The organism is Prosthecobacter sp., from assembly GCF_014879935.1.
Taxonomy (GTDB): domain Bacteria; phylum Verrucomicrobiota; class Verrucomicrobiia; order Verrucomicrobiales; family Verrucomicrobiaceae; genus Prosthecobacter.
In genome coordinates, this window is the sequence record NZ_JACSRD010000178.1 from 40,660 (window position 1) to 52,573 (window position 11,914).

General features: G+C 61.7%; 14 protein-coding genes. 8 read left to right on the forward strand and 6 right to left on the reverse strand.

Going from position 1 to position 11,914, the window contains the following annotated elements:
- Positions 1-2: 2 nt before the first annotated feature.
- On the reverse strand, positions 3-1,085 hold the full coding sequence (locus tag IAE77_RS19060; RefSeq protein WP_294229983.1) for a sialidase: 1,083 nt from the start codon (positions 1,083-1,085) through the stop codon (positions 3-5).
- A 103-nt stretch (positions 1,086-1,188) separates the two neighbouring features.
- Here IAE77_RS19060 and IAE77_RS19065 point away from each other — a divergent pair, with 103 nt between their 5' ends.
- On the forward strand, positions 1,189-2,553 hold the full coding sequence (locus IAE77_RS19065; RefSeq protein WP_294229986.1) for a hypothetical protein: 1,365 nt from the start codon (positions 1,189-1,191) through the stop codon (positions 2,551-2,553).
- Here IAE77_RS19065 and IAE77_RS19070 read toward each other — a convergent pair.
- Positions 2,501-4,150, reverse strand: a complete 1,650-nt coding sequence (locus IAE77_RS19070; protein WP_294229989.1) for a hypothetical protein — start codon at positions 4,148-4,150, stop codon at positions 2,501-2,503. The genes IAE77_RS19065 and IAE77_RS19070 overlap by 53 nt on opposite strands.
- Before the next feature lie 14 nt (positions 4,151-4,164).
- Positions 4,165-4,821, reverse strand: a complete 657-nt coding sequence (locus tag IAE77_RS19075) for a DUF1080 domain-containing protein (RefSeq protein WP_294229993.1) — start codon at positions 4,819-4,821, stop codon at positions 4,165-4,167.
- Between the two features lie 115 nt (positions 4,822-4,936).
- On the opposite strand from IAE77_RS19075, the gene IAE77_RS19080 reads away from it, so the two are divergent.
- From IAE77_RS19080 to IAE77_RS19110, 7 genes are all read left to right on the forward strand, one after another.
- Positions 4,937-5,443: a gluconokinase gene (locus tag IAE77_RS19080; protein ID WP_294229996.1), complete on the forward strand. Its 507-nt coding sequence runs from the start codon at positions 4,937-4,939 to the stop codon at positions 5,441-5,443.
- A gap of 100 nt (positions 5,444-5,543) precedes the next feature.
- Positions 5,544-6,281 (forward strand): 4-hydroxy-tetrahydrodipicolinate reductase, encoded by a 738-nt coding sequence (gene dapB / locus IAE77_RS19085; protein WP_294229999.1) that lies wholly within the window; start codon positions 5,544-5,546, stop codon positions 6,279-6,281.
- A gap of 12 nt (positions 6,282-6,293) precedes the next feature.
- Positions 6,294-6,758: a 2-amino-4-hydroxy-6-hydroxymethyldihydropteridine diphosphokinase gene (gene folK / locus IAE77_RS19090; RefSeq protein WP_294230002.1), complete on the forward strand. Its 465-nt coding sequence runs from the start codon at positions 6,294-6,296 to the stop codon at positions 6,756-6,758.
- Positions 6,759-7,132: 374 nt separating this feature from the next.
- The gene (locus IAE77_RS19095; RefSeq protein ID WP_294230005.1) at positions 7,133-7,891 is read left to right on the forward strand and encodes a hypothetical protein; all 759 of its coding nucleotides are present in this window, start codon (positions 7,133-7,135) and stop codon (positions 7,889-7,891) included.
- Complete coding sequence (locus IAE77_RS19100; RefSeq protein WP_294230008.1) at positions 7,888-9,393, forward strand: NAD(P)H-hydrate dehydratase; 1,506 nt, start codon at positions 7,888-7,890, stop codon at positions 9,391-9,393. Before IAE77_RS19095 ends, IAE77_RS19100 begins: the two co-directional genes overlap by 4 nt.
- Positions 9,394-9,400: 7 nt before the next feature.
- Positions 9,401-9,820, forward strand: coding sequence for a secondary thiamine-phosphate synthase enzyme YjbQ (locus IAE77_RS19105; RefSeq protein ID WP_294230011.1), 420 nt, complete (start codon positions 9,401-9,403; stop codon positions 9,818-9,820).
- Between the two features lie 45 nt (positions 9,821-9,865).
- Positions 9,866-10,543, forward strand: coding sequence for a DUF1353 domain-containing protein (locus IAE77_RS19110; protein ID WP_294230014.1), 678 nt, complete (start codon positions 9,866-9,868; stop codon positions 10,541-10,543).
- A 17-nt stretch (positions 10,544-10,560) separates the two neighbouring features.
- Here the strand turns inward: IAE77_RS19110 and IAE77_RS19115 are convergent, their stop codons facing one another.
- The 3 genes from IAE77_RS19115 to rpsK all read right to left on the reverse strand — a co-directional run.
- Positions 10,561-10,851 (reverse strand): DUF971 domain-containing protein, encoded by a 291-nt coding sequence (locus tag IAE77_RS19115; protein WP_294230017.1) that lies wholly within the window; start codon positions 10,849-10,851, stop codon positions 10,561-10,563.
- Positions 10,852-10,955: 104 nt separating this feature from the next.
- Positions 10,956-11,570 carry a 30S ribosomal protein S4 gene (rpsD, locus tag IAE77_RS19120; protein ID WP_294230020.1) on the reverse strand — a complete coding sequence of 205 codons (615 nt, stop codon included), beginning with the start codon at positions 11,568-11,570 and terminating at the stop codon, positions 10,956-10,958.
- Positions 11,571-11,600: 30 nt separating this feature from the next.
- The coding region (rpsK, locus tag IAE77_RS19125; protein WP_294230024.1) for a 30S ribosomal protein S11 at positions 11,601-11,914 on the reverse strand (314 nt) is incomplete at its 5' end.

Here is an 11,914-nt window from a genome sequence, read left to right on the forward strand (position 1 = left end):
ACTCACGGCTTCAGCCAATACTCGAAGAAGCAATAGATCTGCTCGTTCGATTCCTCGTTGGGATCGTGCTTTTCGCGATTCGTCATCGCCACGCGGCTTTTGAAGCCGAGGAAGTCGTTCACCGCGATGCTGTGATTGAGCGCCAGCCAGCGTTTCGGCGGGTCTTCGGCACCACCCGACACCAGGAACGGCCGCGGAGCCATCAACGCGTGCAGTTCCTGCAGGTCGTGGCCTTTCTCGACCAGGACCTTGTAAGCTCCGGTGCGCGGGCTGTCCTCGCGCACCAAGCCCGGTTTGCGCGTGATGGCGGCATCCAGGCCCAGATACCAAGGCTCCTGGTAATTGATGCTGCCGCGTGTTTCATCGAACACGATGCCCGGATCACTCCACGCAGCGCAGGCATACTTCTCCCACAGGCAGGAGCCAAAAAGGGACCATTTGCCGCCATAGGAGTGTCCCACGATGCCGATCCGCGCCGAGTCCACCTCCGGCAGCGAGGCGAGCGCATGCCACATGTTCGCGCAGATGTAGCCGAGATATGACAGCGGCTGGCATTTTGCCTCCGTGCTCAAAACCGGCTTCCGCGCATCGCCACCGGGCGACCCGATGCTGAGCGTCACAAAGCCACGCCGGGCGAGCTGCCACGCAAAGTCGCGCAGGGGCTTCTCGCTCAAGCCAGCGCTGGTTTCCGGGTCGTAGTAGGGCACGAACACCGCAGGACGCTTCCCTTCGTTCGCAGGCAGCAGCAGGTAGCCATCGCCGGTCTGTCCTGGGGCGATTTCCACCCGCACTTTCCGCTGCGTCACGCCGCCATCGCGTTTCGTCGTCTCCAGCACCTCGATCTTCGGTTTTTCGATGACCTTCGGCCACGCGCCCATGATTCCATGCCAGTCGGCGAGGATTTCCGCCCGCCGCAGCTGCCAGTCCTCCGGGTTCTTCACCTTGCTGCCGTCATTAAACACGAGCGGAGACTTTCCGGGGTGAAACTGGCCCGCGAACTCGGCGGGAACTTGCGTGAAGGGAAGATCATCGGCGGCGTGAAGTGCCACAGCCGAGCTGAGCAGGAAGATGAGTCGGAGATTCATGAGGTTGGCTGCCTCAAGAACGCTGCCACGTCAGCAGTCTATTCCGACGAAGATGCTTTGAATGCTGTTTGACCGTAGGATGACTGTCTCGTTTCGTACAGCCATGCGGTTCTTCCAACTGTTGCTCTATCTGATACTGGCCGGGCCACTGGCAGCCTGTTTGTGGGATCGCGACACCATTGCCATGGAAGCCCGAGGGCGGCTGGAGGTCGTTGAGACGATGGTGGGCTGGTTTGATCGTTATCCTTCTGAATACTATCAGATGCGCCTGGATCGCGTCAGACGTGAACTCGACACTGAGCCGGCCCGTCTCGACCTTTACGATGACGCTGCCGTGGCCTGTGACCGGCTCGGAAAGCATGACGAGGCCGTGACGTGGATGGAGAAAAAAGCTGCCGCGATGGCCGGCCTTCCCGGCCAGGAAACTGCTGACCACCGTTACCGCCTGCATGCCAACCTCGGCGTGTTTCGCACCCATCAGTGGATCAAGAGCCCTGATCGTGATTCAAACAGTGAGAAACTTGACCTTGCGATCCGGGAGGTGAAATCAGCGCTTCAAATCAACCCCAACGCCCATTTTGGGCGTGAAAGCGCGCATCTGGGCTTGTTGGAATGGTGGAAGGCCGGCTTGTCGAGCCGCCGGGACCGCGACCCAAAACTGGATTCAATCGAACTGGCACATGATGGTTTGGCAGGTCATCCAGCAGCCAGCGGTGCATCTCCGAACCAGGGATTTGTGAAAGGAATGTGCGGTTTGATCCAGATGGGATCGGCACAAGAAAGCGTGGATGTGCATGCATTGGCCGCATGCGGCCTGATCCATGACAGGAGCGCACCAGGAGTTCCGGACGTTCATTACCTTCTGAGCTATCTTTCCTGCCTGAGAACCGCCGAATTGATGGCAGAAGGAAAGACGCCTGTGTTTGCCAACGGAAACTTCAGGGCCTGGCTTCGCCAAGAAACCTATGACGAAGACATCAAGAAGACGCGGAGTGAACAGGAACGACTGGTTCAAACAGCGGAGCTGCTGACTCGCGGACTGAGCATGTGGGGAAGCCGTGCCAACATGAGCGATCTCACGCGATGGTTTCATCAAGCCCGTCAGGCTGCCAAAGACAGGTTGAACGCCAAAACCACCTTCATGCGCACCCGGCTGGCCGCAGGACTGCATCCAGACACTCATCCCGAATTCTGGACGGGATGGACGGAGCCAGTAATGCCTGCACTCCCCCTGACAAAACTCGAAGAACGCCTCGGAGTCTCCCTGGCCGGTTGGCTGAGCGAGGGCAGGAACATCATGGCCGCCATTTTTGCCCTGTTGGCCGCCTCCTGCGTCGTGGCGATATACATCATCGGCAAGCTAAAAAGAGGCGGTCGATTGCCACACGGGCGACACCTTGACGTCGTCACAAACGTCAGCGACTCGCCCTGCCCGATTCCCGAAGATGCTGCTTCAAGATCCGCATGATCTCCTGCACGACTTCGGGCCGCTCCACGCAGCCGTGCCAGTAGGGGACGATCTTTTCGGAGGCGGCGGAGTCGAGATGGGCGCTGACGTAGGGCACGGCACCATCGGAACCAAGGACGCCATTGTTTTTGCCACGGTCGCCGATGATGGAGTAGTGCTTCACGGGGATGGGCATGCCGTTCAGCCCTTCCAGACACGGATGGCGCGTGGAAAGCGTGCCCAGGCTCAGAAAGCCATAGAAGCCCCAATCGCGAATCTGGGGTGAAAGGGCGTCCAGATTTCCCGTGACGAACTGCTTCATCAGCAACGCGGTGTCCACCGGCAGGCGGATCAGCGAGGACAGGCGGCGCACGATCTTCTTGCCGGCGATGTCGCTGCCGCGATGTGGCGTGGCGATGAACACGAGCCGCTTCACGTCATGCACAGGCTTGAACTTCAGCGCATGGACGAGCTTCCCGCGCAGCGCATCCGACACATCCAGCTCCTCAGGCGGCCTGCTGAACACACAATTCCACAGCTTGTCTCCTGGATCGATCACCTGCATGCGGCTGAGCAGCCCGCCCATGCTGTGCCCGACCAGCACCATGCGCTTCAAGCCGGGATCGTCATGATCCGGGTCAAAGTGCTCCCGCATGGCCAGCAACGAGTCGCGCAGGCGGGCGCTGGACTGCGGAATGCCCAGGGCGGTGGGATACAGGAAGTACAAAGGCTGATAAGCCGCCCGCAACTCGGGATCGGAACTGATGGCATTGACCGCGTTCAGCCAGATGTGCGGGTCGGACATGAGCCCGTGCACAAAGACGACCGGAATGCGCCGCGGATCATAGACATCCATGCGGTACAGTTGGCAGTCGGCCAGCGTGCGCTCAGGATAGAGCAGACCGAGCCAGGCGAACAGCCTCAACGACTTCTTGGAGAGGGCGAGATGCTTTGCCGCGGTGAAATTGGCGGCCAGCAGCCGCTCGTCACCATTCACCTTCACCGTTTCCACGTTCAGGGCGTTGTGCAGCCGCAACCGGCAGCGCCGCGGAGCCCCGGCACTGTCCGCCGCAGGTTTACCCAGGTCCATCATGGCCGTGAGTGTCAGATTGCCCCCGTTCGGCGGCAGGAATGGCTGCTCCCTTCGGCTGCGCTTGGTGCGGAGGATATGTCCGACGACAGGAATGCCCACTCCCGGCCGGGCGGAAAGGGTGTCGGTCCCCCGGGGCTTCACGCGCGAGGGGAAAATGATCTGGTCGATCTGCGAAGGCGAAACCTCCCGGTGCGGATCCGCCTTCCCATCGAACTCAATGACGAATGACTGCCGCCTGCCCGCAAACACCGCCCCACTCTGCCAGTAACGCGGGCTCTGATCCTCATCCCAGTCGTGAAGAAAGGCGGCCAGCGCACGGTCGTAGCGGTCCTGCGCCTTGCGCCGGTCGGTGATCCGCCCGCGCTGCATGCCATCCCATCCTGCTGCCATTTCCTCCAGCAGCGCCGCCAGATGCAGCCGCTCACGGTTTGAAAGCTCCGTCTCCGGCCGCAGGGCCTGAAACTCCTGCAATGATCCGCAGGACGACAGACAGACACAGGCAGTGGCTGTCAGCAGGCGGATCACGCTCGCCACACTCATTATTTTTTCTCCACCACCGGCGTCAGCTTCACATTGCGGATGGCCGCCATGGTATTGAAGGTCGTGAGGGACATGGGCAGGTAGTTTTCGATCGGCCCGGGACGCACGCCGACTTTCTTGCCTTCGATGTCCTCGTCGATGACCTGCTTGTCATCCACCCAGGCGCTGAGTTTCGTCGGCGTCACGCGCAGCTTGATGGTGTACCACTGGTCGTCCTTGTAGCGCTGAAAGCTGGAGGTGTTGTTCTCCGACGCATCGAGGTTGTCGATGGAGGAGATGCCGGTCACGCTGCCGCCCCAACCGCCGCAGATCAGCGTGGCGCAGGTTTTCAGATCGCCCACAGGAAAGGTCAGCCCGACGAAGAAGTCCACGCCCTGGAGGCGCTTCGCCTCGAGCGTGATCTCGTAGTTGGTCATTGGCAGCGTGGCAGCCTTCTTGTAAATGGCACCGCTCACGCTCTCCCCCTGATTGATGATCATGAGGCCTCCCTCCAGTTCCACCATGCCGCTGCCGCCGATGTCCACGGACTCCCAGTCGTCGAGCGATTTGCCGTTGAACAGCACGATCTCCTTCGGCGCTTCAGCGGCGGGCTTCGCTTCATCAGCGGCAAAGGCGGCTCCGATCAACAGCAGGGCGGGCAGAAGCAGTCGTTTCATGGTAAGGCCGCCCATCCTCCATGACGCCGGACAAACGTCAAGCCGCACGATCAGCAGCGGATTTGGCAGGCGGCCCGGTCTGCAGTAAATCCATCATCCCTTCCCTTTCCCACCCGTGCTCCACCCCGATCTCAAGACCATCATCATCATGGGCGTCTCCGGCGCCGGCAAATCCGTCATCGGCAGCCTGCTCGCCGCGAAACTCGACGCTGTCTTTGAGGATGGCGACGACTTTCACCCGCCCGAGAACAAGGCCAAGATGTCCTCCGGCACGCCGCTGACGGACGACGACCGCTGGCCCTGGTATGCGGTGCTCCGCCAACGCATCGAGGACATGCGCCACGCCACGCCGATCTACATTCTGGCCTGCTCTGCGCTCAAACCCATCTACCGGGACAAGCTCCGTGCCCACGACGCGCCTGAAACCCTTCGCTTTGTGCTGTTGGACGGCACGCGAGAGATCATCACGGCCCGCCTCGCCGGGCGGAAAGGTCATTTCATGCCTCCGAGCCTGCTCGACAGCCAGCTCGCCACGCTGGATCCGACCCCCGATCTCATCCGCGTTCCCATCGACGGCAGGCCCGAGGAGATCGTGGCCGACATTCTGCAAAAACTCGCCTGAGCACACGAGCCAGACCCGGGTTCACGCCCTGCGGTGCGGCACCGCACAGCTTCGAGGCCCTTCTTGCATAACTTCCCGGCCTGTTTATCAGCCACCCGTCATGTCCGACCTCAAACTCCTCATCACTGGCTGCAAAGGCCGCATGGGCCAGGCCATCATCCGTGCCGCCGAATCTCAAAACGTGCCCGTCGCCGCCACCATCGACGTGGGCGACGCCCTGTCCCCTGCCCTCGCCAAAGCCGATGCCGTGATCGACTTCACCTCGCATCACTTCACCGACGAACTGCTGGCCGAATGCCTCAAGCAGCAGAAGAGCATGGTCATCGGCACGACCGGTCACACGAACGAGCAGCTTGCCGCCATTCGCGAAGCCGCAAAGACATTGCCCATCGTCTTCGCCTCCAATTACAGCGTCGGCGTGAACACGTTGTTCTGGCTCACTCGCAAAGCCACGGAACTCCTCGGCCCTGATTTCGATCTCGAAGTGATCGAAATGCATCACCGCATGAAAAAGGACTCGCCCAGCGGCACCGCACGCACGCTGGTGGAGATCCTGGCGGACGCCCGCGGCCTCGAATACGACAAGGATTGCCGCCACGGCCGCTTCGGCGACGTCGGCGCCCGCACGCCGAAGGAAATCGGCGTCCACGCCCTGCGCGGCGGCGATGTCGTCGGTGATCACACCGTCGTCTTTGCCAATGTCGGCGAACGCGTCGAACTCACGCACAAAGCCAGCAGCCGTGACACCTTCGCCAACGGCTCCGTCCGTGCCGCCAGATGGCTCGTCGGCAAACCGGCCGGCCTTTATGACATGCAGGACGTCCTGGGCCTGAAGTAACCCGCCCCTCGCATGCGTTTCGGCATCGCTCTCGGCTCGAATCTCGGTGATCGCGCCGAAAACCTCCGGCTCGGCATCGAACGGCTGCTCGCACGGGTTCCAGACGTGGTTTTGAGCGCCAGTGCTCCTGTTTACGAAACGGAGCCGGTCGATTGCGCCCCGGGAACGCAGGCGTTCTTGAACACGGTGATCGAACTGGAGGCCCCCTGCAGCCCGCAGGAGCTGCACCAGCACCTGAAGGCCGTCGAATCAGCGCTGGGCCGACCGGAGCAGCGCGAGCGCAACTCCCCACGCACCCTCGATCTCGATCTGCTCTATGCCGACGATGTGGTGAGCGATGATCCCGTGCTCATCCTGCCTCATCCACGCCTGCACCTTCGTCGTTTCGTTTTGCAGCCGCTCGCCGACATCCGGCCCGACCTGGTGCTGCCGAGGCAGACGCTCACTGTCGCCGAACTGCTGGCCCAACTGCCGTAGGGCGGATGTGTTCGGCGCATTTGACGCCGCGATCATCCAGATCTCCGTCCGCCGAACTATCCGGCTCTGAGAACGCCCGCGACCGGATAGTTTGGCGAAGTGAGCCCAAGGCGAAACACGTCACCATCGCCAAACACATCCGGCTTACAAACTCGACACGCCCTGCGTAGGCCGGATGTGTTCGGCGCATATGACGCCGCGACCATTCCAATCGCCCTTCGCCGAACTATCCGGCTTTAGAGCGCCCGCAGCCGGATAGTTTGGCGAAGACAGTCCTGCCTGTGACGGTGTCATTCCCGCCAAACACATCCGGCCTCCGAGAATGCGTTACACGCTTGTCCGGCGGGAAAAGCGATGCTTCTTGGCACCCACGCATGACTGCTGCCGCCCCACCTATTGCCGCCCCTGGACGCTGGATTCGCTTCGCACTGGTGATGCTGCCACTCGGCACAATCCTGCTCGGCATCGCCAGCTTTGGCATCTGGCAGTGGAAGAAGGAACGTGCGGCAGACCGCTCGTTCAAATACGCGATGGCTTTGCGGCGGCCGATCACGATCGCGGGCATCGAGCGTCACGCGACGATCATCCGCGAGGCGCTGGCGAAGCCGGACTGGCATCAAAGCATCCCCGGCTATCTCGAATCAACGATGGGCGCGGAAAACATGGGCTACACGGTGCGGAGAACGCGTCTCGGCGGCGATCAGTCGGATATCGACGCGGAACTCACCGGAAAAACGCGACCGCGTGAGATCGTGATGGCGCTGGCCCTTTATGACGGCGATCCGACGCGCTTCATCCGGACCTCGCAGGCCATCGCGGAACTCATGAGCATCGCTCACGAGCTCACAGGAGAATCCGTGGCGCGAGGGTTGCGTTTTGCAGTCATTCCAACCACGGACGAAGCACTCACTCAGATGAAGGAAGGCTTCCGCCGCGATGACGAGCGGCTGATGCACCTCTTTGTCCTGGGATCACCGGATGCGAATCAACTGGCGCGTGTCACCGCGGCGCTGGAAACCGCCTCCAAAGGCACACGCGTCGTCACACGCCAAGCCACCTCCACAGCGCAGGAAACGCTGCAATCCGCCCACGAACTCAAAGCGCTGCTGCTACAAGCGGCCGAACGGCCATGATCGTCACCTGCCGCCAGATGCAGCAATGCGAGGAAGCCGCGTTCGCCCGCGGCGTGAGCGCGGCGGCATTGATGGAGGAGGCAGGACGCGGCATCGCCGCTGTGGTTCGGCAGTTTGCGCCACGACCGGGGTCTCTGGTGCTGTTTCTTGGCAAAGGAAACAACGCGGGGGATGCGCTGGTGGCAGCCCGTGAACTCGTGGCCGACGGCTGGCAACTGCACGCGCGGCTTTCCTCGCCCCCGGAAGCCATGAAGGACCTGCCGCGCCGTCATTTCGCCGCCATTCGCAGTCATGTGCGGGTGATCGACGACGCGACCACTTTCAGCTTCGCTCCTGGTCCCATCGTCAGTCTGGACGGATTGCTCGGAATCGGCGCTCAAGGGCCGCTGAAACCCGAGCTGCAGGCCCTGGCGCGCGAGATGAACACGCTCCGTGCGCAGAAGCATGCGATCACCATCGCGATGGACATTCCCTCCGGCTTTGATGGCGATCACGGTGACGCCTGTGAAGATGCCGTGGAGGCGGATGTGACTGCTGTGGTGGCGCAGATCAAAACGGGACTGCTGGAGGATGGCGCTGAGCGCTGCGTGGGACGCATTGCGCTCGTCCCGCTACCGGAACTGGCCACTTGCGAGGGAGATGCGACCGCTCTGCCGCTCACTCCTCCGCTCTTGCGTTCCTGGCTGCCACGCCGCCCGTACGACATGCACAAGGGCGAGGCTGGACGCATCGGCATCATGGCCGGATCACGCGGATTCCTCGGCGCGGCGGACCTGGCCTGCCGCGGAGCGATTCGTGCAGGCGCCGGGCTCGTCACCTTGCTGGTAAAAGAAGACGTCTATCCACTGATCGCCCCGCGTGTGCCGGCAGAGGTGATGGTGAAGCCGATCGATGATTACCGCGATGTGCTGGAGATGCGCTTCGATGCCCTGGCGATCGGGCCGGGCCTGGGTTTTGAGCATGAGAAGGAAGTGATCGAGGTTCTGAAGCAGTCGAAGACGCCGACCATCGTGGACGCGGACGCGCTGACGATGCTGGCGCAGAATCCTCACATCCTGGACAAGACAGCCAGTCTGGCACGTCTCCTCACGCCGCATCCGGGTGAACTGGACCGGCTGCTGCGCAACTTCCCCGGCTGGCACGGCATGAGCCGCCGCAATGTGACCGAGGCGCTCACCGAACCCGCCTCCGGACGGACACTGCTGCTGAAGGGTGCACGAACGGTCATCGCGACACGCGGTCAGCCGACGCTTTTCAACACCACCGGGCACCCTGGCATGGCCAGCGGCGGCATGGGAGACGTTTTGACCGGTGTCTGCGCCACCTTTGCCGCGCAAGACCTCCCTTTGCATCATGCCGCCGGCCTCTCCTCATGGTTGTGCGGTCGTGCGGCCGAAATCGCGATCACCGGCGAAGAAACGGCCGCGGAATCGCTGTGTGCCGGTGACGTGGCAGCGAACCTCGGCGCTGCTTTGCTTGATTTGAAACGTGGCTGTTCCTAAATGCCGCATGGCCGCGCACGCTGACGAGTTTTCCATCCCCACGCGGGGCAAAGGGACCTACGAAATCACAGATCGCTGCCAGCAGATCGTGCGCAGCAGCGGCATCAAAACCGGAACAGCGACCGTCTTCGTCCAGCACACCAGCGCCAGCCTGGTGATCTTCGAGAATGCCGATCCATCCGCCCGCACGGATTTGCACAGCTTCTTCGATCACCTGGTGCCCGAAGACACACCTTACTTCGTGCACACCTATGAAGGTGCGGACGACATGCCCAGCCATCTGCGCATGGCCTTGACGCGAACCTCGGAGGTGATTCCCGTCGTCAATGGCCGCCTGGCACTCGGCACGTGGCAGGGCATCTTCCTTTTCGAACATCGCCGGGCACCGCACACGCGAAGCATCGTCGTCAGCGTGGTGGGAGAGTAGCCCGGCACGCTTGACACGTTTGCAGGCGTTTCGTATGAGCGTGCCATGCGTTTTTCCTGCCTGCTTTTCTCAATGCCAGCCCTTTTCCTTCTGAACTCGTGCGCGGCCAACCGCTTCTATGCGCGAGTGGATGGCACGGGTGTGATCAAGGGGCATCCCTGCGTCGAATGGAAGCAGCCGGACAAGTTTGTGTATGTGAGGAACAAGAATCCCGACTTCTGCTTCACGCGTCCGAACGGCGAAAAGATCCAGCCTGGCAGCATCGAGACCGACGGAGGCAGCATTCCACGCTTCCTGTGGTCACAGCGGAGCTACTCGCCATGGACCTACGCCCCCGCCTACCTCGTGCATGACTGGCTTTACGAGGCACACCGTCGGAAAGTCCCGGCAGGCACCGATCCGAAGGGCAACCAGCTCTTCTACACCAAGGAACAGGCGGACTGGATCATGGCGGAGATCATCAAGAGCCAGATGGAGCAGCCGACGTTTGACACAGCCAAGTCTCCCACTCATCTGAGGCGGATCTACTGGGCGGTGAGCAAGTTCGGCAAAACAGCGTGGAATGGCGAGGCCCACCTGGTCGAAGAGGAGGCCGTTCCGACGATGATCACCGAGACACTGAAGAATCTGCCGCTGCTCCCGGCACTCGGATCGATCAAGAACGAACTGACGCCAGTGCCGGAAAAGCCTGCCATGCAGGGCACGCGCACTTACAAGGAGTGACCGCACGGAAGGTGCGCTCAGGCCAGCGCCCGCAGGTAATCAAAGGTGTACAGACCGGTGTTGTGGCCGTCGCTGAAGTCGAACTGGATGGCGTAGCCGCCCACCATGCGCCAGTCCTTCACGGTCACCCCTGGAAACTCCTTTTGGGAGGTGCCGCCGATCTTGTTGCCGACCAAATCGCGTTCGCCGGTGTTTTCAGCGCTTGGGGAGGCCGCACGGAGCTTCTCCATGGCGATGAACTGCTCCGTGCCATCGTTCCAGGCGATGGCGACTTCGGTGCCGATAAGTTCGAGACGGGTGGGATGCATGACGGGTGTCCAAGTTTCAGGTTTGAGTTTTCACATTCGTCCAGAAAAGCAAAAGGGACGCCCGAGAGCGTCCCTTTTGAAGTCTGTCGGCTGATCCGTGAGGATTAGCGGGAGTAAAGTTCCACGACGAGCTGCTCGTTGGCGATGGGGGCGATTTCCTCGCGGACCGGCACACGATTCACGGTGCCGCTCAGCTTGTCACGATCCACCGTCATCCAGTCGGCGGCAGGCGTGCCCTGGGTCATTTCCAGGAAACGACCGATCAACTGCTGACTGCGCTGGCTGCTGCTGCGGGCGGCGATGACGTCGCCGGGTTTGCATTGATAGCTGGCGATGTTCACCACCTTGCCGTTCACAGTGATGTGGCGATGGCTGACCAACTGACGGGAGGCGAAACGGGTGTTCGCGAAACCCATGCGGAAGACAACGTTGTCGAGGCGAAGCTCCAGCATCTGCAGGAGGTTTTCACCGGTCACACCCTTGCGGCGTTGGGCTTCGGCGAAGAAACGGCGGAACTGCTTCTCCATGAGGCCGTATTGGAAACGCAGCTTCTGCTTTTCAGCGAGTGCGGTGCCGTATTCGGACATCTTGCGGCGGGTGTTGCGCGCGCCGTGCTGTCCCGGGGGGAAATTGCGGGTTTCGAGGGCTTTGGAAGGGCCGAAAATGGCAATGCCGAAACGGCGATTGATCTTTTCGCGAGGACCAGTGTAACGAGCCATAGTGAGATGAAAAAAAGGTGCGGGGAAGGATTAGACGCGGCGGGCTTTGGGCGGACGGCAGCCGTTGTGAGGCACCGGAGTCACGTCCTTGATGGTGCTGACTTCCACGCCCAGGGCCTGAACGGCACGGACAGCGGACTCACGGCCCGATCCGGGACCACGAAGGCGGACTTCCGCCTCGCGAAGGCCATGTCCCATGGCCTGACGGCAGGCATCCTGGGCCACGACCTGGGCGGCGTATGCGGTGCCTTTGCGGGAGCCGCGGAAACCCATCTTGCCGGAGGTGGACCAGCCGATCACGCCGCCATTGCGGTCGGTGATGGTGACGATGGTGTTGTTGAACG

Bases quoted from the DNA above. Each gene is read 5' to 3' on its own strand.
- IAE77_RS19060 (WP_294229983.1), bottom strand. From the start codon at position 1,085: ATGAATCTCCGACTCATCTTCCTGCTCAGCTCGGCTGTGGCACTTCAC.
- IAE77_RS19065 (WP_294229986.1), top strand. From the start codon at position 1,189: ATGCGGTTCTTCCAACTGTTGCTCTATCTGATACTGGCCGGGCCACTG.
- IAE77_RS19075 (WP_294229993.1), bottom strand. From the start codon at position 4,821: ATGAAACGACTGCTTCTGCCCGCCCTGCTGTTGATCGGAGCCGCCTTT.
- dapB (WP_294229999.1), top strand. From the start codon at position 5,544: ATGTCCGACCTCAAACTCCTCATCACTGGCTGCAAAGGCCGCATGGGC.
- folK (WP_294230002.1), top strand. From the start codon at position 6,294: ATGCGTTTCGGCATCGCTCTCGGCTCGAATCTCGGTGATCGCGCCGAA.
- IAE77_RS19095 (WP_294230005.1), top strand. From the start codon at position 7,133: ATGACTGCTGCCGCCCCACCTATTGCCGCCCCTGGACGCTGGATTCGC.
- IAE77_RS19100 (WP_294230008.1), top strand. From the start codon at position 7,888: ATGATCGTCACCTGCCGCCAGATGCAGCAATGCGAGGAAGCCGCGTTC.
- IAE77_RS19105 (WP_294230011.1), top strand. From the start codon at position 9,401: ATGGCCGCGCACGCTGACGAGTTTTCCATCCCCACGCGGGGCAAAGGG.
- IAE77_RS19110 (WP_294230014.1), top strand. From the start codon at position 9,866: ATGCGTTTTTCCTGCCTGCTTTTCTCAATGCCAGCCCTTTTCCTTCTG.
- IAE77_RS19115 (WP_294230017.1), bottom strand. From the start codon at position 10,851: ATGCATCCCACCCGTCTCGAACTTATCGGCACCGAAGTCGCCATCGCC.
- rpsD (WP_294230020.1), bottom strand. From the start codon at position 11,570: ATGGCTCGTTACACTGGTCCTCGCGAAAAGATCAATCGCCGTTTCGGC.